17 protein-coding genes are annotated in these 21,478 nt (G+C 61.0%); 5 read left to right on the top strand and 12 right to left on the bottom strand.

Annotated elements, in window-relative coordinates; translation table 11 throughout:
• Window positions 1-285: 285 nt before the first annotated feature.
• Window positions 286-1,824, bottom strand: coding sequence for a sensor domain-containing diguanylate cyclase (locus CYJ10_RS16195; RefSeq protein WP_101682520.1), 1,539 nt, complete (start codon window positions 1,822-1,824; stop codon window positions 286-288).
• Window positions 1,825-2,194: 370 nt separating this feature from the next.
• Between CYJ10_RS16195 and CYJ10_RS16190 the strand changes: the two genes are divergently transcribed.
• Both CYJ10_RS16190 and glsA read left to right on the top strand, forming a co-directional pair.
• Window positions 2,195-3,382, top strand: coding sequence for a zinc-binding metallopeptidase family protein (locus tag CYJ10_RS16190; protein ID WP_101682519.1), 1,188 nt, complete (start codon window positions 2,195-2,197; stop codon window positions 3,380-3,382).
• 21 nt (window positions 3,383-3,403) lie between these two features.
• A complete protein-coding gene (glsA, locus tag CYJ10_RS16185) occupies window positions 3,404-4,402 on the top strand; it encodes a glutaminase A (RefSeq protein WP_101682518.1) in 999 nt (332 codons plus the stop codon).
• A gap of 143 nt (window positions 4,403-4,545) precedes the next feature.
• Here the strand turns inward: glsA and CYJ10_RS16180 are convergent, their stop codons facing one another.
• From CYJ10_RS16180 to CYJ10_RS16170, 3 genes are all read right to left on the bottom strand, one after another.
• Window positions 4,546-5,421: a lysophospholipid acyltransferase family protein gene (locus tag CYJ10_RS16180; RefSeq protein ID WP_101682517.1), complete on the bottom strand. Its 876-nt coding sequence runs from the start codon at window positions 5,419-5,421 to the stop codon at window positions 4,546-4,548.
• Between the two features lie 429 nt (window positions 5,422-5,850).
• Window positions 5,851-6,465: a response regulator transcription factor gene (locus CYJ10_RS16175; RefSeq protein ID WP_180862955.1), complete on the bottom strand. Its 615-nt coding sequence runs from the start codon at window positions 6,463-6,465 to the stop codon at window positions 5,851-5,853.
• A gap of 868 nt (window positions 6,466-7,333) precedes the next feature.
• A complete protein-coding gene (locus CYJ10_RS16170; protein ID WP_146002054.1) occupies window positions 7,334-7,675 on the bottom strand; it encodes a hypothetical protein in 342 nt (113 codons plus the stop codon).
• A gap of 304 nt (window positions 7,676-7,979) precedes the next feature.
• Between CYJ10_RS16170 and CYJ10_RS16165 the strand changes: the two genes are divergently transcribed.
• Window positions 7,980-8,699, top strand: a complete 720-nt coding sequence (locus CYJ10_RS16165; protein ID WP_101682514.1) for a Crp/Fnr family transcriptional regulator — start codon at window positions 7,980-7,982, stop codon at window positions 8,697-8,699.
• A gap of 61 nt (window positions 8,700-8,760) precedes the next feature.
• Complete coding sequence (locus tag CYJ10_RS34770) at window positions 8,761-8,973, top strand: GDCCVxC domain-containing (seleno)protein (RefSeq protein ID WP_101682513.1); 213 nt, start codon at window positions 8,761-8,763, stop codon at window positions 8,971-8,973.
• A 107-nt stretch (window positions 8,974-9,080) separates the two neighbouring features.
• On the opposite strand, the gene CYJ10_RS16155 is transcribed toward CYJ10_RS34770, so the two are convergent.
• From CYJ10_RS16155 to CYJ10_RS16140, 4 genes are read right to left on the bottom strand one after another with little or no spacing between them, the layout of a single operon-like run.
• Entirely contained in the window at window positions 9,081-9,545 is a 465-nt protein-coding gene (locus CYJ10_RS16155; protein ID WP_180862954.1) for a MarR family winged helix-turn-helix transcriptional regulator, read from the bottom strand.
• 17 nt (window positions 9,546-9,562) lie between these two features.
• A complete protein-coding gene (locus tag CYJ10_RS16150) occupies window positions 9,563-11,122 on the bottom strand; it encodes a DHA2 family efflux MFS transporter permease subunit (RefSeq protein WP_101682511.1) in 1,560 nt (519 codons plus the stop codon).
• A gap of 33 nt (window positions 11,123-11,155) precedes the next feature.
• Window positions 11,156-12,448, bottom strand: a complete 1,293-nt coding sequence (locus tag CYJ10_RS16145) for an HlyD family secretion protein (RefSeq protein WP_374703273.1) — start codon at window positions 12,446-12,448, stop codon at window positions 11,156-11,158.
• A gap of 33 nt (window positions 12,449-12,481) precedes the next feature.
• Entirely contained in the window at window positions 12,482-13,948 is a 1,467-nt protein-coding gene (locus tag CYJ10_RS16140) for an efflux transporter outer membrane subunit (RefSeq protein ID WP_101682703.1), read from the bottom strand.
• Window positions 13,949-14,948: 1,000 nt separating this feature from the next.
• Between CYJ10_RS16140 and CYJ10_RS16130 the strand changes: the two genes are divergently transcribed.
• Window positions 14,949-17,792 (top strand): autotransporter family protein, encoded by a 2,844-nt coding sequence (locus CYJ10_RS16130; RefSeq protein WP_146002053.1) that lies wholly within the window; start codon window positions 14,949-14,951, stop codon window positions 17,790-17,792.
• Window positions 17,793-18,101: 309 nt separating this feature from the next.
• Here the strand turns inward: CYJ10_RS16130 and CYJ10_RS16125 are convergent, their stop codons facing one another.
• From CYJ10_RS16125 to arsC, 4 genes are all read right to left on the bottom strand, one after another.
• Window positions 18,102-18,305, bottom strand: a complete 204-nt coding sequence (locus CYJ10_RS16125; protein WP_101682508.1) for a hypothetical protein — start codon at window positions 18,303-18,305, stop codon at window positions 18,102-18,104.
• 775 nt (window positions 18,306-19,080) lie between these two features.
• Entirely contained in the window at window positions 19,081-20,274 is a 1,194-nt protein-coding gene (locus CYJ10_RS16115) for an MFS transporter (RefSeq protein ID WP_101682506.1), read from the bottom strand.
• An 18-nt stretch (window positions 20,275-20,292) separates the two neighbouring features.
• On the bottom strand, window positions 20,293-21,057 hold the full coding sequence (gene arsH / locus CYJ10_RS16110) for an arsenical resistance protein ArsH (RefSeq protein ID WP_101682505.1): 765 nt from the start codon (window positions 21,055-21,057) through the stop codon (window positions 20,293-20,295).
• Window positions 21,054-21,476: an arsenate reductase (glutaredoxin) gene (arsC, locus tag CYJ10_RS16105; RefSeq protein WP_101682504.1), complete on the bottom strand. Its 423-nt coding sequence runs from the start codon at window positions 21,474-21,476 to the stop codon at window positions 21,054-21,056. Before arsC ends, arsH begins: the two co-directional genes overlap by 4 nt.
• Window positions 21,477-21,478 lie beyond the last annotated feature (2 nt).

Here is a 21,478-nt window from a genome sequence, read left to right as displayed (position 1 = left end):
TATTCTGGGCGCAGCGGCACTACCTGCCATCGCGCAACTTCACCACGGGCAAAACTCACGCGGTCGCGAATGGATCGGGCGTACCCTGGACCGATTCATTTATCGAGCTGTTGACACCCGCCGGCTATCGCCGGCGGCTTTGTTTCGGCGCTTCATCGATGGGCGCCTTGAGGGATCGTTCTGAACCCATACTGAGGGCCCGCTGGGTAGTCTGGGAAGTGGTGGTTCCGAGACGTTCAGTGCCGCAGGGAAATTGTGTGCGATGTCAGCCATGCTTCCTCACAGTCACTGGTCATGGGGGGCCACAGAGACCTGGTTGCGGCCATTTCTCTTGGACTGATACAGCGCCTGGTCGGCGCGGGCGAGTGCAATCTCTATGCTGTCGCTGGCTGCCAGTTCAGCCGGCGTCATCTGAGCGACGCCGACGCTGGTGGTGATCGCAATGGTCTGGCCGTTGAACTTCACAGGCTCGGCGGCAATGCTGGCGCGAATGCGTTCGGCAGTCTCCGCGGCTCCCTCCAGGGAAGTATGGGCCAGGGCAGCGACAAATTCTTCGCCCCCAAAGCGAGCGGCAATGTCCCCTTCACGCAGGGAGCTGCGCAGCAGGTGGGCCACGTGCTTGAGGACGGCATCGCCACCGTCATGTCCGTACGTGTCATTCACCCTCTTGAAGAAGTCCAGGTCGAAGGACAACACGCACAGCGGTACACCAAGGCGATTCGCCTGATTGCGGGCGACCCGGACCCACTCGTCGAAGCGACGACGATTCGCCAGATCCGTCAAGGGATCGTGCAGGGCCAGCCGGGTCAGGCGTTCGCGTTGCAGGAACTTGTCATTCGCATAATGCAGCAGCATCCACTGCAGGTAAGCCATGGCGAGAAACGCACCAGCGCCCAGCCACCCGCGCAGTCGCCAGCCATGCAGGAAGGCGCTATCCGATGCGGCCACCACCAGCACCCATTTTCCCCGGTTGATGTTGAGGAACACGCCTTGCCGACGCACACCGTCGATGGGGGAGACGAATCGGTGGGCTTGCAGGGCTGTATCGGCGGCCAGGGCCACCTCAATTGCGGCGGACGCGTCTGCATGACCTGGAAGGGGCGGGTATCCGCCCATCCGCGCGAGCACGGAACCGCTGTCTCGGTCGAGCACCGCTACGAAGCCTCCGGTGCCGAGGTCAAAACCCCGGGTCCCGATTTGGAGGTACTGCTGTTCCAGAGTGGAATTGGCGAGATAGCCAACCACGCCGCCCAGGTAGCGACCGTCCGCGTCGTGCACCGCGCTATAGGTAAGGAAGCCCCTGAAATGCGAATCGCTTCCATTGCCCCGCCAAAAGAATAGTCTCTCATTCACGTCCGGTCTGCGAAGCTCTTTCATGGTATTCCAAACACTGTCGAGCGAGTGTTCGGTACCGTCCAGGGCCTTGTCGATCGGGAAGTCACCGCTCGAGACGACGATGTCGCCGTCTGCGTTCGTAATGAGCATCGCGTCCAACCAGCCATGGGCAAGTTCCTGCGCGAGGAAAGGCTCGGCGTTGGCGAGGGGGACGCTGCGGTTAAGCAGCACGGCCTCGCCGACAACATGCAACTGGTAGCGCATGGCCTGTAGCCTGGCATCGAACTGTTCCGCCCTCAGTAAGGCGGTGTTGCGCAGGATGCGCGCGGTGTCAGTCTCGATGCGCGCGCGGTCAAGCGTCAGGTAGGCACCGATGGATGCCGCCTGGATGAGCAGGAAGAACAAGAGGAGACCGCGTCGGACATTCAGGCTTAGGTGACGCTGGCCGTAATCGATAGCTCGGCTCATCGTCATACTTGCCGCAGCCATTTTCGTGCTCCTATGGTCTCAGAGGATCGCTGAGACGGACTTGCTGGAAATTTCAAGGTACGCCTTGCGGGGAAATCGACCTTTACTTTCCGTGCCACGGCCCTTGCTTTCAGTGACAGCAGAGGATTGGAGGGCGGGCATCTTGATCAAGCGCACTCTTATCGGCCGCTGGGCCGGCGATTCCGAGACTGCGGTCTCCATGGACGTGATAGTGGTTAGGATTCGCGGTTCCCGAGGAAGCCCACCCCTGAGTGTTGTCTATACTTGGCTTTAAGTGCGATTCATCCGAAGTGTCGCAAGCGGCTTGTGCAGTCATATCGCTCTCGACCTTCACAATTTGGCGACGTCGGCCGCCGTCACTGGGGATGTCATGCTGGGACTGTTCCAATCGCTCACCAACCGGCTGGCCTCGGAGCGGGAGTTCCGGAAGAGAGGCGAGCGGCTCTCGCATGCGTACCACTGCCGCTGCGGCACGGCAATTTTCTTTCGTAACACCCAGTGTCTGAATTGCGAGTCTCAGCTTGGTTATCTACCGGATACCCTGTCGCTGGTCGCTCTTAACCCTGGCCCCGAGCCTGACACGCTGAGCGCTGACAGCAGCGATCGCGTCTATAAATACTGCGGCAATCGAGAAACGCCGGCGCTGTGCAACTGGATGCTGGATGCGCAAGATCCTGCTTCGCTATGTATTGCCTGCCGTCTCAATCGCACGATTCCGAATCTCGATGACGTTGACAACGCGCGTTATTGGGCTGCAATTGAAGTAGCGAAGCGGCGTCTTGTGGCGCAATTGCTCGCGCTTGGACTTCCGGTGAAGTCCAAGGTCGAGGATGACCCCGAACGAGGCGTGATGTTCGATTTATTGCGCTCGCCCTCAGGGGGGCCGGCAGTGATGACCGGCCATGCGAACGGTCTTATCACCATGAATGTCGAAGAGGCCGACGACGTCAAGCGTGAGAGGATCAAACACGACCTCCACGAGCCCTATCGTACGTTGCTCGGGCACTTCCGGCATGAGATCGGTCACTACTACTGGGATCTGTTAGTGCGCGACACAAAGTGGCTTGAGCCGTTCCGACAGCTCTTCGGCGATGAGCGTGCCAGCTATGCGGAGGCACTGAAGCGCAATTACGAATCCGGGCCACCTGCAGGCTGGGCCGATTCCTACATTTCTTCTTACGCCACGATGCATCCGTGGGAGGACTGGGCAGAGACCTGGGCGCATTATTTGCATGTAGTCGACACCATGGGCACTGCGCTTGGATTTGGGCTGGAAGCCGATGATCTCGATGGCAGGGTGACTCCGTTCACGATTGAAGACCTGTACGCGCCAGATGATTCCGGCGCGTCGAGCTTTCTATCACTGATGAACTCATGGATCGAGGTGATTATGGTCCTCAACGAGCTGGCGCGCAGCATGGGGCAACCGGATTTCTATCCCTTCATCATGTCCAGACCCGTAGTGGCCAAACTGCAACTCGTACACATGATCGTCTTCGATGCGCAGAACCATGACACGACTGAAAATCGACCCGATGAAACCAGAGCGCTGGCATGAGGCCAGCACAGGAAAATAGGCATGAACCCGCCGCCGATTCCGACAGCACGCTTTGTCTCCACTGGCACCCTGCCAGGGCCGGATGAGATCCGCTCGCTGGTTGAAGCGGCCTATTTGCACATCCGTGGGGAAGCAGGCGGCCAAGTGGCCGACTATATCCCGGCGCTGGCCGAAGCCGATGCATCTGCTTTTGGCATCTGTGTGGCCAATATCCACGGTGACGCGTTCATGATCGGCGACGCGGCTCTGCCTTTCTCGATCCAGAGCGTGTCTAAGCCCTTCGTATTCGCACTGGTATGCGATGCTCTTGGCGCGGCCGAGGCTGCCGCCCAGCTCGGAGTGGACGCCACTGGGCTGCCATTCAATTCCATTATGGCGACGGAATTACGCGCCGACGGCACCAGCAACCCGATGGTGAACGCCGGCGCCATCGCCACCACCAGTCTGGTACCCGGCATCGGTGCCGCTGACCGTTGGCAACACGTTCGCCAGAGTTTGTCCCGTTTTGCGGGCCGCGAGCTTGAGTGCGACGAGCGCGTGTTTCAGTCCGAGGCCGGCACCAACCAACGAAACGCTGGACTGGCGCACCTTCTGCGCGGGCACGGCCGTCTCTACTGCGATCCGGATGAAGCAATCGAGGTTTATACGCGGCAATGCTCGCTGCTGGTGACTGCTCGCGACCTTGCATTCATGGGTGCGACCCTGGCGGGCGGCGGGGTCCACCCACTCACCGGTCAGCAGGTGGTGAGTGCGACGACTTGCCCGCGCGTGCTGGCGGTGATGGCGACGGCAGGGCTCTACGAGCGTTCCGGGAGCTGGCTCTACGACGTGGGCCTCCCTGGAAAGAGCGGTGTGAGCGGCGGCATGCTCACAATCGCCCCCGGCAAAGGCGCAGTCGCAACCTTCTCGCCGCCGCTGGACACTGCAGGCAATAGCGTGCGAGGGCAACTGGTTATGCGGTTTTTGTCGGAGCGCCTCGGCCTGAACCTGTTTGCCTCGGACTCGCCCGCACACCGGTAGGGCTAAAGCAACGGATCGTTCCTTCACCGATCGCCCATAGCGTGAAGATTCAATCCGTCGCTGCTAGGTGTTGGAGTCTCTGACTCGCGAACCGGCGAAGTGCGTCGATTACTGATTCCTTGGCACGGCCGCTTCGCAGCCGGTTACGAAGTGGCGTCTGGTAACGGCACACCGGACGGAACCTTAAAACGGTTGTAACCCCACAGATACTGTGAGGGGAATCGTCGAATCATTTCCTCCAGTTCGACATTGATCCATGCCGCTTGCGCTTCGACGGTGTCAGGCAGCGGCCCCGTCAGGCGCTTCACGTGCATGCGCCAACCACGTCCACCTGGAAGGCGTTCTCCAGCGGCTACGATCAGCGGCGCACCGGTTTGTGTGGCCAGCTTTCCTGGCAGCGTAATTGTGTAAGCCATGCGGCCAAAGAACGGTACCCATACCCCGTCACCTTTGGGCGCTTGATCGGGCAGCAGTCCCACCGCCTCGCCTTGCCTCAACGCGCGCACAAAGGCACGGACGCCTTGTGCCGTGGCCGGAACCGCCTTCAGTTTCGAGTTGCAGCGTACGGACAGGAGTAAATCGTGGAGGTAGGCCTTGCGATGCGGACGGAACATGATCGTCAGGGAGATGCGCTCGGCGGCGTAACGCGCCGCCAGCTCGAAACACCCAAGATGCGGTGTCAGCATGATGAGGCCGCGGCCTTCGGCCAGCGCATCCTCAATCACCGCCCAGTCCTCGCAGACGACCTGCTCCAGACTGCGTTCACTGTGGTACCACACGCGCGCAAGCTCAGTCATCATGGCACCGGTCTCGCCCGCGGCCTGGCGGGCAAAGACGGGGTCATCGAAGCCAGCCTGAGCGGCGTTACGCTGTAGGTGTCGCCTGTATCCGCCTGGAACGGCGTAGACAAGCCGCCCAAGCAAACGTCCTGTTACATGCGCGGCGGACAGCGGTAGCATGGAAAACAGCTGTAGTACCGTGGACAGTCCATTGCTTGGAAACTTGGGGCGACGGATCATAAGCACTCTGTGGGAAGATGGAAAACCCACGCAGTGCTTAATGTGGGACGTAGCTACGGAAGACGGGATGGCTCGGGTGCTGTAGGCGTTTCGCCCTAAAGATCAGCCAGATTCGGTATTTGGTCGGCCAGAAAGTCTCTTGCCGTACGTGCGGCCCCGATCTGTTGCCTGTAACGTGCCAAATCACTTTGAAACGGGAAGGCCCAACCCTGCGAACGCGCGGGAATTCACTCAAGTGGCATTCGCGCTCTGAGTGCAGGCATTCACTGTAGCACGCTTGCGGATGTCGTCCGCTTTGCTAGACACAGCCGACTTCGCGGGTGGACGCCACTGCTACCGGCGATCTCGGAATGACGAATCGCTGCAGGCGATCCGTTACACGTTCGCCTGCTTTCCTGTGCCCATTGCACGGCCGCAAGCACCCATGCGTTATGTGGGCCGGATAGGGGCCATGCCAAGCTGGTCGGCGCATCGAACCATTTCTGCAAGGGATTCGAGGTTTAGCTTTTGCATGATGTGCGCACGATGAACTTTGATGGTCTTTTCTGCGGTTCCAAGGTGCATAGCGATCTCCTTGTTGCGCATGCCAGTGGTCACAAGGGACATTACCTCTTGCTCTCGCGGTGTCAGTTGGCCAAATTTGCGCTGAAGCTCCGCTGCCGCCTGATTGTATGTGTGTGTGGCTTGTGCCAGCGCCAGCCCCTTGTCCACCGCAGCGAGCAGGCGCTCCTCCATCACCGGTTTTTCCAGAAACTCGATGGCTCCGCCGAGCAGGGTTGCGACCGCAGTTGGCACGTCCGCATAGCCGGTTAGCACAATGAAGGGAAATCGGGAAGCCAGCGCGCTCTGCAACGCTAGACCATCCATCCCTGGTAAGCGCAACTCCGTCACGATACATGCGGGCCAGGCTGCCGAGGCCAGTAAATCGCGACACGCCTCGGCGGAGGCAAACTGTCGCGTGTGATATCCACGGATCCTGAGGAGCTGCGTCAGGTCAGCGCGAACGCTGTCATCGTCGTCCACGATAATGACCGAAGCGGACATGGCCTTCCCCGAAAGGTCGCAGTGCATTGACCAAGAGTAGGCTTTTGCCGAAAGTGCGACAAGAGACGGAAGATGAGATTTTTGATTTATTTACCGCGCTGAACGTAGCGTTTTAATAAGCAAGCTGCTACTTATGCTATATGACTTTTGCGGCATATTAATGCCCCCGCTAACGCGTGATCCCGGCAAGAAAGATGGCTCCGGACGGGGTATCGCGGGCAAGAGCTCGGAAAAGGGGGAGGCGCAAAGCGGTGCATCGAACGCGAGGTTACCCTAACCGAACGAACTGGAGGGCGGTCGTGGGCGAGCGTTCACGGCAAGAAATAGCGCGCTCAGATCGGCATGTCGGTCCGTTCGCCCCAGAGACCCAGAATGCTGCGCCGACCCCGATCATCGCGTAATCTATCTCGCGTACGGTGTGGGGCGCGGAGGATTTGGGTGCGGCCCAAAACCAGGCACCTGGATGTATGGCGCGACGATATATGGGTACGGCGCAGTTCCATTAGTCGACTGGTCGTAGTAGTGCGCTGAAGTCGATTCGGTTGCTATGACACCTCGGCGCGTGACAGGCCCAGTGTGCAACGCGGTCCCGTCGCGCTGGGCGTCGCTGATCCCCCGTTGGGTACTCAGAACCTGCGCTCGACTTCCAGCTTCCGGAGCAGCAATCGCCCCCGGTGGGCGAACTGCTGAAGATCTGCGCCCGTCCCTGGGCAACGACGGGGAGAGCGGGAAAATGTCCCTAGCCGTGCAGCACTTCGCCGCTCACCTTGGTCCAGTTGTCCAAGGTAGTCTCCGAGACTTACCGGAAAGCTAAGGGCCCACAGAGACAACGAGGCAGCGTTGGAAGGCCGCTCCGCGAAGTTTGCGCCTACGGGGCGAACCGGTTGTCAACGGTGCCCTTCTCGGTCGTGTCGTGGTCATCCACATGAGTGTGTGCCCCGTCCTGGCGTGGTGGTGTGCAACTACTCTTTGCCACTAGCTCCGCATTCCCGCGGATCATCAGAGCGTCGTCGTCCAGTGCCTCGGATACATCCCTTAATTCCACTCTGTGGACTTCGGGAAACAAGACTGAGACGAGCTCGTCGACGGTTTGGTGAGAATCGAAGGGGCCAAAGCGATAGACCGATGCGCCGTCCACCTCGGCGAAGCACCAACCGCCATCCGAGGCCGGAAAGAGAATCACGCTATGACCTGTGTGCTGGTGATACATGGAGCCCTCCATATTCCTGCGCACCGGGCGATGTCGGAGTTCGCGCACACATCAAACGCGCGTCCGCAGTGACGCAATGGTGTGACGATAGAAGGGGGGCTGAGACCTGTCGGTACGCTATCGCGCAAGCTGTAGGGTCTCGCGGTGCCAGAGGTGCCATATTAGCCATGTTGCGCCATACGAATGGCGCTGGATCCACTCCTGATTCCATCTGACGGTCTATATTGAAATGCGATGCTTAGCAGTCTTTATTTTGTGCCGCGTTTCGCCATCGCAGCGCAAGATTGCTCGGAGGAAGCGAGATATGCGTTCCTTAGGAGTCCCGCGCGGGAATCATCTCTTGTCCGTTCTGCCGGAGGCAGAATGGTCTCGCCTATCGGCACAACTTGTACCCGTCGATCTTCCGCTGGGGCGTGCCATCTACGAGTCCGGCGACCACCTGGACTATGCTTTTTTCCCAACCACGTCGATCGTGTCCTTGCTCTACGTGATGGAAAACGGCTCGTCGGCCGAAATCGCCATCGTAGGAAATGAAGGCGTCGTCGGAATCGCTCTCTTCATGGGTGGAGAAACCATGCCGAGCCGCGCAGTCGTACAGAGTGGGGGAGCCGGCTTCATGCTCGGCGGTACTGCAATGAAAGCCGAGTTTAACCGTGGTGGTCCAATGCAGCGGCTGCTCCTTCGCTATACACAGGCGCTGATTACGCAGATGGCGCAGACCGCCGTCTGTAACCGCCATCACTCCATCGATCAGCAGCTTTGCCGCTGGCTATTGCTGAGCCTGGATCGCTTGCCGACCAACAAACTGCGCATGACGCAAGAGCTGATTGCCAACATGCTCGGCGTGCGAAGGGCGGGCGTGACTGCGGCAGCGCTGAAACTGCAGGAGGCGGGCCTGATTCGTTATCACCACGGGTCTATTGACGTACTGAATCGACCAGGCCTGGAGGCTCGCGTGTGCGAGTGCTACTCGGTTGTCAAACAGGAGTTCGATCGCCTTCTCCCCGACTTGCAAGCGATCTGAGGGAACCCGGCAGGCTCTCCAAATTTCAGCGGCCACGGCTGTTGACCGTGGTCCAACAGCCATGAGCGAAATTCTGCGCGAATCGATCCTTACATGTCCGCACTGCGGCTTCGCAAGGAAGGAAGTCATGCCGACGGACGCTTGTCAGTACTACTACGAGTGTGGAAACTGCGCTGCCATACTGCAACCGAAGGACGGTGACTGTTGTGTGTTTTGTTCCTACGGTACGGTGAAGTGTCCGCCGATTCAACTGCAGAAGGGGTGCTGCCTCTAGCATGCATGGACAAGCAAGCAGCCTGGGTGGTCGCCCATCGCGTGCATTGGCTTCTCAGGAGCGGATTGCGCTATCCGGCGCGCTGCCGCAATCTTGCGTCGGTTGGCCTAGCTACGTACGATTGTTTCAAGAGCATAGGCCGCCTGCTGCATAAGGCTGATCATCTTCTGCAGTTCGTCCGGGCCAAGGGCGCAGCGCAACATGTCTTCAACATCGACGGTCGTGCTTGCCGTAATCGCTTGAAAAAGACTTTGCCCGGCTTCGCTCAGTGACAGTACGGTGCTTCGACGATCAAGTGGGGCGGGGCGCGACACGAGCAAGCCCATGCTGCGCAGTGCACCCATTGTTCGGGATACGGCCCCAGCATCATGGTCGAATGCCTCGGCGATCTCTGTCAGCGTTGCCTCGCCCTTGCGTTGAATCAGTGAAAGAACGAGCCATTTTGCGACACTCAGATTGAATGAGGTGAGCGCGGCCGCCAGGCGGTGTTGCAATGCGCGACGCAACCGTCCGCTCTGGACCAGAAGCTGGATGTCATGGGGCAAAACCTGCGAAGTCAGCCTGCTGGACATGATGGCACGTGATTCCGTTAGTGAGCAGCAGATGCCGCGCCGGCTGCTACACCACGTGCCGGTTTGGTTAGCCATATGAGCGGAATGATGGCCACGAAGATGAGCGCAGAGACCCAGAAGATGTCGTTCAACCCCAGCATGATCGCCTGGACATTGAGTTGTTTTTCAAAGTAGGCAGTGGCCTGTCCCGGGGAGAGGTGCATCGTCGATTCGATGGATTGAAGTGCGGCACCATAGATCGGGTTGTTGGGGCTAGCATTTTCAACGAGCCGGGCGTGGTGCAGTACGGTGCGATTGTTCCACACGGTGGTGGCGAGCGATGTACCCACCGCGCCACAGAAAATACGCGCGAAGTTCGACAGCCCAGCGGCTGCCGGAATCTTTTCCGGCGGAAGCCCAGACAGCAGGATGGCCGTCAGGGGCACAAAGAACAGTGCGGTCGGAACGCCTTGCAGGAGGGTTGGTAGAACCAGCGTGAACGTGTCCACGCCAGTGGTGTACTGGGAGCGCATGAAGAACACTGCCCCGAAGCCGAGAAACGACAGCGTGGCCAGGACGCGCATCTCGGCCTTTGGCATCAGCTTGCCGATCACCGGGGCGAGCAGGACTGCAAAGATCCCCAGCGGTGCCGTGGCAAGGCCGGCGTTCACGGCGGGGTATGCCAAGTATTGCTGCATCCATTGAGGCAGGACGACAAGGTTCGCAAAGAAGACGGCGAAGGCCACCGAGATGGCAATGGTGCCCGCCAAGAAGTTGCGACGCTTGAATAGACGCAAATCTACGATGGGATTGGCCTCGGTCAGCTCCCAAATCACGAAGAAGAGAAAACCCAGCAGGGCAATCACGGCAAGGCCAATGATGACGGGCGACGCAAACCAGTCCAGATCCTTGCCCTTGTCCAGCATGATCTGAAGTGCTGCCACCCAGGTGACGAGGGAGACCAGTCCCACCGCGTCGAATGGGATCCGCCGTGCCGGCGTTTCCCTCTCGCGGTAGATTGCCCAGGTGACGGCTGCGGCGAAGAGGCCGACCGGGATATTGATGTAGAAGATCCATGACCACGAATAGCTGTCAGTCATCCATCCGCCGAGCGCTGGCCCGGCAATCGGCCCCACGGTCGCCGTCATCGCCCACAACGCCAGCGCCTGACCGCTTTTCTCCTTCGGGTAGGATCCCAGCAGGATGGCCTGAGACAGTGGAACCATGGGCCCGGCTACGATGCCTTGCAGAATCCGCGCGGCGAGCAGGAACGTGAGGTTTGGCGCTATGCCGCAGAGCCAGGAAGCAAGTACGAACAGGAGAATGGACCCAACAAACAAGCGGATCTGTCCCGTGCGTTGCGTCAGCCAGCCTGTCAGCGGTATGGCGACCGCATTGGCGGCGGCGAACAGCGTAATGACCCAGGTGCCTTCGTCCACGGAGACGCCAAGGTTGCCGGAGATGGTGGGGATGGCAACGTTGGCAATGGACGAGTCAAGGACGTTCATGAACGTCGCAAGCCCCACTGCCAGACTGCCCAGCACCAGTCGGCCTCCGGTCAGGGGGGGCGGCGAGTGGCTTGTCAGAGAGTTGGACATCGTGCGCTCCGTCGGTGTTTGTCTGCTTTCGCCTTAGAGATCGCTGCCGTCCGCTTTGGCGGCGGTGCTCGCGCCGCCGCGCGCCACCGTTACACTTGCGGCGCTTCGCGCGTTAGGTCCGGCCATCCTGCTGTCGCCACCGCTGTTGCGGGCGATGATTCGCCGGATTTCGTTATCTGCTTCGGCGCCATGCCCATCGAAGACTTCAGTGCGATAGGTCGTGCGGGCTGGGGTAGCAGTTGTCTTGGAGGGATCAAGATTGTCGCCTTGCCGGTGCGTCTCGACGTCGACCTGCATGGACAGGCCAATCTGAAGCGGATGGGCGCGCAGATCCTCGGGATTCAGCGCGATCCTGACTGGCAAGCGCTGAACGACCTTGATCCAGTTGCCGGTGGCATTCTGTGCGGGAAGCGTCGAGAAGGCACTGCCGGTCCCGGCCGAAAACCCAACGATTCTGCCGTGGTAGGTCACGTTGCTGCCGTACAGATCAGCACGCAGGGTTACCGGCTGGCCAATGCGAATGTGCTTCAGCTGGACTTCCTTGAAGTTGGCATCTACCCAGACGCTGTCGAGCGGGACGATCGCCATGAGTGGGTTGCCCGGCGCCACACGCTGGCCCACCTGCACTGAACGTCGCGCCACGTAGCCGCTTACCGGCGCGGGGAGGCTGTTGCGGGCGTTGGCGAGGAAGGCGTCGCGCACACGCGTGGCGGCCGCCTGGACGCTCGGATGGTCGTCAACGGTCACCTGATCGGTCAGGGCCCGGTTCGATGCCAACTGTTGGGATGCTGTTTCCAAGGCCGCCTGCGCGGCCTTCACCGCGTCGCGGGCGTGCGCGATGTCTTCCGCTGCGACAGCGCCGGTTTCCAAGACCGAGGTGCGTCGACGCAAGTCTTCACGCGCCCGCGCGAGATCTACCTCGCGCTGCTTGATGGTTGCCGCCAGGGTGTTGTTGCTCACATATAGTGCGCTGACCTGACGCACCGTCTGCCCAAGTGCCGCCTCAGCGTTGGCAAGCGCGATGCGTGCATCCGCAGGGTCCAGCATGACGACCGGTTCGCCTGCCCTGACGAGTTGTGTATCGTCGGCGTTCACGGCGATGACGGTTCCGCTCACCTGAGGCGTCAGTTGCACGAGATTGCCGTTGACGTAGGCGTCGTCGGTCTCTTCGTGAAAGCGTGCCACGGTGTAATAGTAGGTGCCGTACCCAGCGGCCGCGACCAAAGTGGTGAGTCCCAGAAGGGCAAGCAGCCGCTTGCGGGTACGCGGGGAGGCGGAAGTGGCCTGGGTATTGTCAGTCGAATTCGATTGCGTTGTGGTCATCATGTCACCTGTATGGTTCACGTGGCGGTTGCCGCATTAGCGAGGCAGATCGGTAGTCGGCAGGGTGTTGGCCGAGTAGCCACCGCCGAGCGCCGCGGCCAGTGCGATTTGGCGGTCCCTGCGCTGCATGCGCAGGTTTGTGACCGCCTGCCTGCTGGCCAGCGCCGCGGTCTGTGCGTTCAGGACGGTCAATTGGGTTGTCAGGCCGGCCTGATATTGAGCTAGCGCCAGTTTCACGGCGCGCTGCGCGGCCTCGTCGGTCCGAACCGCGTTGACAAGCTGGGCATCCGTGGTGCGAATGTCAGAGAGTTGTGTGGCGACATCGCTGAACGCCTGGACCAGGGTGTCGTTGTAGCTAGCCACGGCGAAATCAAAATCGGCGTAGCGACCCTTCAGCTGTGCGCGCAATGCGCCGCCGTCAAAGATCGGGAGATGGATGGCGGGGCCGGCGGAGGCCGTGCGGCTCGCCGCACGCAGGAAGCGTCCCCACCCGAATGCGTCCAGGCCGATGGCAGCGCTTAGGTTGATATCCGGATAGAACTCGGCCTTTGCTACCTTGATGTCGTGAGTGGTAGCCTCTACGCGCCAGCGTGCCGCGACGATGTCTGGCCGCCGCGACACAAGATCCGCCGGCAGATTGTCGGGCAGACGCACTTCATCGAGTCTGTCGAAGGTCGGTCGGGCGATGGCTAGCCCGCGGTCAGGGCCTTTGCCGACCAGTGCGCCGAGTTGATATTGGATGCGTTGGATACTTCCTTCAAGGGCCGAGACGGCGACCTGTGCCGCCGCGAAGTTGGCCTGGGCGGTCTGTTGCTCGACCTCGGTCTCCAGTCCCATCTGGACGCGACCACGCGTGATGCGCAGCACCTCACCGCGCCGCGTAACTTCGTCCCGTGCAATATCCAAGAGGGCATATAGACGGCCGAGTTCGTTGTAGCTACGGGCGATTGTCTGGCTTAAGGTCAGCTTTACCTGCTCGGCATCGGCTTTGGCCACATGGACCATCGAGATGGCAGAGCGAAGCGCCTCGCGATTCTTGCCCCAGAGATCCAGTTCATAGGTAGCGCTGACGATGGCCTTGTTTTCGGATTGCCATGTACCCGCGAATCCCGGTGGAATGAAGGTGCTCTCGGTGAGTCGCTGGCGCGTCCAGGTGTATCCGGCGCCGACTTGCGGGAGCGTGTTGGCGTTGGCGGTCTCGCTGTATGCCTCTGCCGCCGCGATACGGGCCCGGGTCTTTTCAATGGATGGGCTGCCTTGTAGCGCTTCATCGATCAGCGCCTTCAGTTGCGGGTCGCCGAATGGCACTGTCCAGTCACTAGGGGGCCAGTGTCCGCTTTCTGGCGGAAGGCTTTGAGTGGTCGCAAGTTGTGTTGGCTGGAACAACTCATTATCGCTGTGAATACCTGCGTAGTTCGCGCAGCCGGTCATTGCGGCGGTCAGTGATGCAAAGAGCGCAACAGCGGCAACCCGGCCGGCCACGCAAGAAGATTGCCTAGTCATTATCTGATGCATCAGTTAAATGAATACGAGCACGGATACCAACATGCATAGCAGGATCTCGCCGCCTGCAGGTCGAGATATTTGGCGTGACAATAGTTGATAAGTCAGAGAATAGCAGAATAAATGCTGGCGTGCTCGCGCCGATACGAGAGTCCGTTCAAGGGTGGCGTCGCGCTCAAGCCGGAGTCAGCGAAGGAAATGGGCCGCCACCGTCCCAGGATGGTGCCGGGATCGCCCTAAAGCACACCGATGTGGCGGTGGCTTCCTTCATGAGGCACGGGTCTGCTGGAGCCTCGGGGGCCACCTTGGTCCGGCGGACCCGAGGGATTATCGGACAAACGCTGACAAGGGAAACACGTCAATGCGCGCACCCTGTAGGTGTCACCACCGGATATGTCGCGCGTGCCGCCTTGGTTCGTGCACCCCGCCGGCCTACAGAGGGCTATCTTGAACCACGCAACTGGCCACACCAACCAACTCTATCGCGGACTCGTCCTAGACCTTTTCGTGTTCCCGGCTACGGTGCCTGCACGCCGGCCGGAGTGGGACTATGAGGTGGCGGTCGAGGACGAGGAAGGCGCGCGGCTGTGTGGCCCCTATTTTTCGATCTCGGGCTACGGCACGCGGTGTGCGGCTGAAGACGCATCTTTGCAACGGGCACGAATTGCTGCGGACGCTCTACTGGGTGATATCTGACGGTCGTGGGCCAACGTGCCTGTGCCAGCTTCATCGGGTCAGCCGCTTATCTTTCCCGCCGCAAGCGTTTCGCATTGCAGAACACACGTCGCTTTTAGAGCGTAGCCTCTAATACGTCACTATCCCTAACTGCAACGGGGATATTGCAGCCCGTCGTCGTGTCACCACAGGACGTTATCTGTAGCGCTTACATAACATCAATGTGTGATCTACCATCGCCCCCGCTACGAATGTAGCGATAACAATACAAATAAGGGGTAGTTCAGTGAAGTCCAACTTTTGTCGTGGAATCCGGCAGGAGGGCGTGCGCGCGCCGAAAGCGTCCTCCATCACCATTGCCGTCGCGCTGTTGTTTCCGGTCTGCGCATCCGCCGCCGAATATCTGGTCAACAACGAAACCGAACTGCGCGCAGCCGTCACGGCGGCCAATGCTGACGGCGATCCGACGGCCACGATCCGCCTCGGTGCGAGTTTTGCCCTCACGCTTTCGACGGCGATTCCCTCTGTCTCCAAGCCGCTTATCCTGGATACACAAGGCTATGTGTTGACCAGAAATCCGGGCGCGGGCGGATTCACAAGCGCTACCACGGCTTCCAGAACCTATAACGGGACGTTTGTGGGGCTGAGTGGTACAACCGCAGGCACTGGTCAGGCCCAAGCCAACGGTGTGGCCATCAACAACGGCTCGGTGACTGGTGGTACCCAGACTGGTACCGGCGCCGGCGGCACGGGCTTTGTTTTGGGCGGTTCCATCACGCTCACTAACAACGGCTCTATCAACGGTGGCGGCGCAACAACCGGCACCGGTGGTGCAGCGGTTAGCGTCGCCAGCGGTGGCAATGTCGTCAACGCTGCATCAGGCACGATCGTCGGCGGCGACGCTGTTGGCGGCACTGGGGGGGCGGGCGTCAGCTTCGGGAATGCGCTTTCCCCAGCTAGCCTCGTGAACCAAGGTACGATCCGCGGAGGGAGTGACTTGAACGGCGGGCTAACTGGCGGCAATGCCGTGCGGTTGGCAAATACCGGCACCTTCTCGATCGAAAATACCGGACTATTGGAGGGCGGCAAGGGTGCCGCGGCGATATTCACGTCGTCTACGGTCAATACGATTACCTTGGTGAACGCCGGCACGGTGCGGGCCGGCGAGGGCTCTGCCACCGCGATTCAGTTCGGTGCAGGCGCCAACAGCCGCGCGACCCTCGAGCTTCAGGCGGGCTCCAACATCATCGGCAACGTCGTGGCCAGTGCAACGGGTACGAACGACGCCTTCCGCCTCGGCGGCGACACCAACGCGGTCTTCGACGTCTCGACCATTGGCGACACCGCCCAGTATCAGTATTTCGACAGCTTCACCAAGACCGGCGCCAGCACCTGGGCACTGATCGGCACCGGTACGGTCACGACGCCATGGACGGTCGACCAGGGCACGCTGCAGATCGGCAATGGGGGCACCAGCGGCAGCCTGGCCGGCAACGTGACCGTGAACACGGGTGCCACGCTGGCATTCAACCGCTCTGACGCCTATACGTACAGCGGTGTGGTGTCCGGCGCGGGCGGGCTGACGCAGAGCGGCGCGGGCGCCACGACTTTGACCGCGGCCAGTACGTACACGGGCCCGACGACCGTCAACCTCGGCACGCTGGCCATCGATGGCTCGATCACCAGCCCGGTGACGGTCAATGCGGCTGGTACGCTGTCCGGCTCCGGCACGATCTTTGGCAACGTCACCAACACCGGTACCGTGACGCCGGGCGGCGGCTCGGGCGTGCTGACGATTGCGGGCAACTACATCGGCAATGGCGGTACGTTGCAGGTGAACACGGCGCTCGGCGGTGATACCTCAGCCACGGGACGCCTGTTGGTGACCGGAGACACGTCGGGCACCAGCCAGGTCCGGGTGGTCAACGTTGGCGGCACCGGGGAACTGACTTCGGAAGGCATCAAGGTCATCGACGTGCAGGGCGCATCGAACGGCACCTTCGCGCTGGCCGGCGACTATACGTTCCAGGGTCAGCAGGCCGTGGTCGGTGGCGCATATGCGTACCGGTTGTTCAAGAACGGCGCGTCCACGCCGACGGACGGCGACTGGTATCTGCGTTCGACGCTGCTCGACCCCGCTTCGGTCGGCACGGCAGCGGCGGCGGCTTCCGGACCGCTGCTGGCACCGACGGTCCCCCTGTATGAAGCCTATTCCAGCGTGCTGCAACGCTTCAACGAGCTGGGCACGCTGCAGCAGCGCGTCGGCAACCGCTCGTGGTCGCCCAACGCCTCGGTGCAGGCCGAGCAGGAAGCCGGCAAGCCGGTGATCGGCCGTGGCGCCTGGGCACGTGTGGAAGGCTCGAACACGCACATTGATCCGTCGACCAGTACCACCAGCGCCAGCTACAACGTCCGCATGTGGAAGTTCGAAGGCGGTGTCGATGCACCGGTTATCCAGAACCAGTCCGGAACACTGGTAGTGGGTCCGACCTTCCACTATGGCATTGCCAACTCCAACGTCTCGTCGATGTTCGGCAATGGCTCGATCGATGCCACCGGCTATGGGTTTGGCGGAACGGCTACGTGGTATGGCAACAATGGCGCGTATGTCGATGCCCGCGCGACGCTGACGTGGTACGACACCGACATCCGTTCGTCGACGCTGGCCGCCAAGCTGGCCAACGGCAATCGGGGCAGCGGCGTGGCCACCAGCGTGGAAGCCGGCCACCAGCTCGCGCTGGGCGGTAACTGGTCGATCACGCCGCAGGCCCAACTGGCCTGGTCGCAGGTGCGCTTCGATGCGTTCACCGACCAATACGGCGCCAATGTGTCGCGCGACAACGGCAACAGCCTGGTCTCGCGCCTGGGGGTGTCGCTGGACCATGAGACCAAGTGGACGGCGGGCAACGGCAAGACGCAGCGCTCGCACATCTACGGCATCACGAACCTGTACTACGACTTCCTGCACGGTACGTCGGCACGGGTGGCCGACATCAGCGTGGTCAGCAAGGAACAGGCGCTGTGGGCTGGACTGGGTATCGGTGCATCGCTGAACTGGAACGATGACCGGTACACGGTCTACGGCGAACTGCTGGCACGCACCAGCGTGCAGAACTTCGGTGACAGCAACGCTATCGGTGCAAAGCTCGGCGTGCGAGTGAAGTGGTAAGTCGTCTGCATACCCCGTTTCCATATGTAGAGAGCAGGGCTGTCGTGCCGAGACATTGGCACTACCATTAGAACCTTACGCCACGTCCTTCGGGACGTGGTTTTTTCTTTGACGTCGCATGGCGACACTGCGCGTCCTATGTCCTCTTCCATCCTCGCCGCGTTCAACGCTTCTGGGAAAGAGCGCCATAACCTAGGATCGAAGCAATGCGGCGGTGGCTCGAAGGTATGATGGCTGATCTGCCGGGCAGCTTACCCGTCAATGCGCGCGTTGCCGGAGCGGCCCCAATCCTGTCCGACGCTGTTGGCGCTAACCAGATGCGCCTGCCTTGAAGGACAGCGCGTTCATCTGAGCGAGAGCGCCAATGACATCATCGTCGACCTGCACGCGATAAGTACCCGTTTCCAGTCTTTCCCACGCCAGAACGAACCCCTCCTCGCGCAGTCGCGGTAGCACGGCCTCCAAGCCCGCGAAGTCGGTACCGACAGGCGCGGTTTCCAACACGAGTTCCATTACCCCTCCCTTCTTGCCTTGCAGACGCGGGCTGTCACCGACGGCTCAGCGTTCCGTGACCGGTGCACAGTTCAAACAAAAAAGAAGCCGCACGGCTCGGCAGATGCCGATGTGCGGCGGTTCCTGCATGTCACAGACCGTCAATCGCATTCACCCCTCGGAATGAGGTGCCAATATCAGACTACACCGGCTTGCGCTCGATCAACATTGGACCTTGGCCTCACAGGCACTCCGCCCAATGACGGCGCATGGCAAGAATTAGTTTTGGAGACCTACCCGACGTCGGCGGCCCGACAAGCTCGCGCGAAGGCCCGAAACATATGTCCAGATGCCGCGAGCAACGTTGGGCATTTCTTCTTACCCTAGGAGTTGGAGGATTTGGAGGGGTTGAAGTCGCGCCATATCAAAGTTGCTTGGTATGGATCTCTGTTTCGCAAGGAGCTTGATCATGCTGCCATTACTCGCACTACACGCACTTGTGAACCTACGCGGTGATGGGTTGCGCCCGGAGTTGCTCGCCTTAATCAAGCACAGCACCGGGGGGAGCCTGTCCGCGCCCATAGAGCCGGAAACCTCGCCGTTTCTGTACCCGATGATGGGCGTTGCAGATGAGCTCACACAGGGAGGCAGTGAAAGCTCCGAAGATAGCGCTACCCGATAGGTGGGATCAATGCCCCCTTGGTGCACGGCTGTTCCTGGGTCATCTTGGGCGGTCAATCAGGCTCGTGGACAATGCGCGACCGCTGACGATCGTTTGGATGCGAGTGCGGGCAGTCTACGCAGGCGCGGATACCATGCGCTGGTCGGTGCGCAGGAGAAGCAGCGTGAAGATCGATGCAATACCAAGCGCCGACGATATCCAGAGCGCCTTTGCACCAAGAGAGTCGAGCAGTATCCCGAAGAGCCATGGGGCCATGGCCTGCGCCACGCGTGCCGGGACCATCAAGACGCCCTGACGACGGCCGTATCCGGCCGGCCCGAAAATGACCAGGGGCAGTGTGCCTTTGGCAATCGTGAGGATGCCGTTGCCGGCGCCGTGCAGCACACCGAAGACGGCGGCAGCAGGTGCGCCAATCAGGCCAAATGCCAGTGCGCCAAGGGGGTGAAGCGCGGCCGCGATCCGAGCGGAGAGCAAGGGATGTACCTTGCGCAGCAGGCCAAACTCAAGAATTCGTGCGCCGACTTGGGCCGGTCCGATCAGCGCGCCGACCATCACCGCCGTAGCGAGAGAGGCGCCGCCCGCCTGCAGCAACCGGGGCAGATGTGCCGCCATCGCCGTACTAATGAACCACGTCGCCGCGAAAACGAAGGCCAGGGCGTAGGAGGCCAACTGTTGCGAGCGACCGGCAACTGGATGTGTCTTGTCGCCGCCGATCGGCAAAGCGACTTTACTGGGAACCGTTGCCGGTGCGGCAACGCGCGGTATGCTCAGGTTCAGGATCAGCCCCAGGGTGAGATGCAGCGCAGCCCAGGACAGGCAGGCGCCACGCCACCCAATGTGCGCTTCCATGAATGTAGAGAGCGGCCAGCCGACTGTGCTGGCGAAGCCGGCGATCAGCGTGATGCCTGTGATGGCGCCACGCGAGCGGTTGCCGTACAAGGCGACCAGCGTGGCGAATGCCGCTTCGTAGAGACCCGCACCCATGCCGATCCCCAGGATTACCCAGGCTAAAAAGAGACCAGCGGCGCCCTGCGCCACGCCCAATCCGGCCAGCCCGATGGCGAACAACAGACTGGTTGCCACGAGTACCGATCGCCCGCCCGTACGATCGATCATCCGACCGGCGAGGGGTCCAAGTAATGCCGACACTACCAGGGCGACGCTAAACGCGGCAAAGACAGTGGGCGTCGAAACGCCGAGATCCTTGGCCATCGGCGTTGCCAGCATGGCCGGCAGGTAGTACGTCGAACCCCAGGCCAGCGTCTGAGCAATGCCCAGCCTGGCGATCACGCTACTGCTTGGCTCCATGGCCGTCTCGTTCGTTTGCTATTCGACTTCGCCGGTATCGGTATCACTGATCTGGGCGTCCTGCTCATGATTCATGGCCGTCGCTGACAGCATGGTCGCCGCGGCAGGCGCCGCTTCCTTACGCTCGCTGTAGCGATCCGTCAGGTAGTCGCTGCGGTCGCGAACCAGCAGCGTGAACTTGTACAACTCCTCCATGACGTCGACGACGCGGTCGTAGTAAGACGATGGCTTCATCCGGCCGTTGGCGTCGAACTCCTGGTACGCCTTGGCGACGGACGACTGGTTCGGAATCGTCACCATGCGCATCCACCGCCCCAGCACGCGCAGAGCGTTGACGGCGTTGAACGATTGTGAGCCACCGCTGACCTGCATCACGGCCAGCGTCCGTCCTTGTGTCGGGCGAATCCCGCCGATCTCCAGTGGCAGCCAGTCGATCTGATTCTTGAAGACGGCGGTTAGCGTCCCGTGACGCTCGGGGCTGCACCAGACTTGGCCTTCCGACCACTCGGAAAGCTTGCGCAGTTCCACCACCTTAGGGTGGTCGGCGGGGACGCTGTCCGTCATGGGCAGATCGCGCGGGTCGAAGATACGCGTCTCCGCCCCGAAGCGCTGCAGGATCCGTTCGGCTTCCTGAACCAGCAGGCGGCTATAGGACGTCTCGCGCAGCGAGCCGTAGAGGAGCAAGATGCGTGGCGGGTGGGTGCTGACGCTTGCAGGCTCCAGCTTGCGGAGGTCCGGCGTATCGAGCACCGCAGGGACAATATTGGGCAGTTCCGCAGTCATCGGATCCTCCGACCTTGCCCGTCGATCACAGGCTCGCCATCCTCCTTAGTGAAAGCGCCTTGCTGCGGTGCCGCCAGAATGTCCAGTACTAGCTCCGACGGCCTGCACAACCGCACGCCAAGTTCCGTGACGACGAAGGGACGGTTGATGAGGATTGGATGCGTCAGCATCGCGTCAATCAACTGGTCATCGGTCAGCGCCGGCTCGCCGAGGTCAAGATCGGCGTAGGGCGTGCCCTTTTCGCGGATGGCTTCGCGCACGGTGAGCCCGGCAGCGCCGATCATCGTTCGCAAGGTCTGCCGATCCGGCGGCGTGCTGAGGTACTCGATGACGGTTGGCTCGATGCCCGCGTTACGGATCATGGCCAGCGTGTTGCGCGAGGTGCCACAGGCGGGGTTGTGATAGATGGTGACGGTCATGG

This window comes from Cupriavidus pauculus (assembly GCF_002858765.1).
GTDB lineage: Bacteria > Pseudomonadota > Gammaproteobacteria > Burkholderiales > Burkholderiaceae > Cupriavidus > Cupriavidus pauculus_B.
This window is presented reverse-complemented; position numbering and strand designations above follow the sequence as displayed.

Bases quoted from the DNA above. Each gene is read 5' to 3' on its own strand.
- CYJ10_RS16115 (WP_101682506.1), bottom strand. From the start codon at position 20,274: ATGGAGCCAAGCAGTAGCGTGATCGCCAGGCTGGGCATTGCTCAGACG.
- CYJ10_RS34770 (WP_101682513.1), top strand. From the start codon at position 8,761: ATGAGCGAAATTCTGCGCGAATCGATCCTTACATGTCCGCACTGCGGC.
- CYJ10_RS16165 (WP_101682514.1), top strand. From the start codon at position 7,980: ATGCGTTCCTTAGGAGTCCCGCGCGGGAATCATCTCTTGTCCGTTCTG.
- CYJ10_RS16155 (WP_180862954.1), bottom strand. From the start codon at position 9,545: ATGTCCAGCAGGCTGACTTCGCAGGTTTTGCCCCATGACATCCAGCTT.
- CYJ10_RS16150 (WP_101682511.1), bottom strand. From the start codon at position 11,122: ATGTCCAACTCTCTGACAAGCCACTCGCCGCCCCCCCTGACCGGAGGC.
- glsA (WP_101682518.1), top strand. From the start codon at position 3,404: ATGAACCCGCCGCCGATTCCGACAGCACGCTTTGTCTCCACTGGCACC.
- CYJ10_RS16170 (WP_146002054.1), bottom strand. From the start codon at position 7,675: ATGTATCACCAGCACACAGGTCATAGCGTGATTCTCTTTCCGGCCTCG.
- CYJ10_RS16180 (WP_101682517.1), bottom strand. From the start codon at position 5,421: ATGATCCGTCGCCCCAAGTTTCCAAGCAATGGACTGTCCACGGTACTA.
- CYJ10_RS16190 (WP_101682519.1), top strand. From the start codon at position 2,195: ATGCTGGGACTGTTCCAATCGCTCACCAACCGGCTGGCCTCGGAGCGG.
- CYJ10_RS16175 (WP_180862955.1), bottom strand. From the start codon at position 6,465: ATGTCCGCTTCGGTCATTATCGTGGACGACGATGACAGCGTTCGCGCT.
- CYJ10_RS16125 (WP_101682508.1), bottom strand. From the start codon at position 18,305: ATGGAACTCGTGTTGGAAACCGCGCCTGTCGGTACCGACTTCGCGGGC.
- CYJ10_RS16145 (WP_374703273.1), bottom strand. From the start codon at position 12,448: ATGATGACCACAACGCAATCGAATTCGACTGACAATACCCAGGCCACT.
- CYJ10_RS16195 (WP_101682520.1), bottom strand. From the start codon at position 1,824: ATGGCTGCGGCAAGTATGACGATGAGCCGAGCTATCGATTACGGCCAG.
- arsH (WP_101682505.1), bottom strand. From the start codon at position 21,057: ATGACTGCGGAACTGCCCAATATTGTCCCTGCGGTGCTCGATACGCCG.
- arsC (WP_101682504.1), bottom strand. From the start codon at position 21,476: ATGACCGTCACCATCTATCACAACCCCGCCTGTGGCACCTCGCGCAAC.
- CYJ10_RS16140 (WP_101682703.1), bottom strand. From the start codon at position 13,948: ATGACTAGGCAATCTTCTTGCGTGGCCGGCCGGGTTGCCGCTGTTGCG.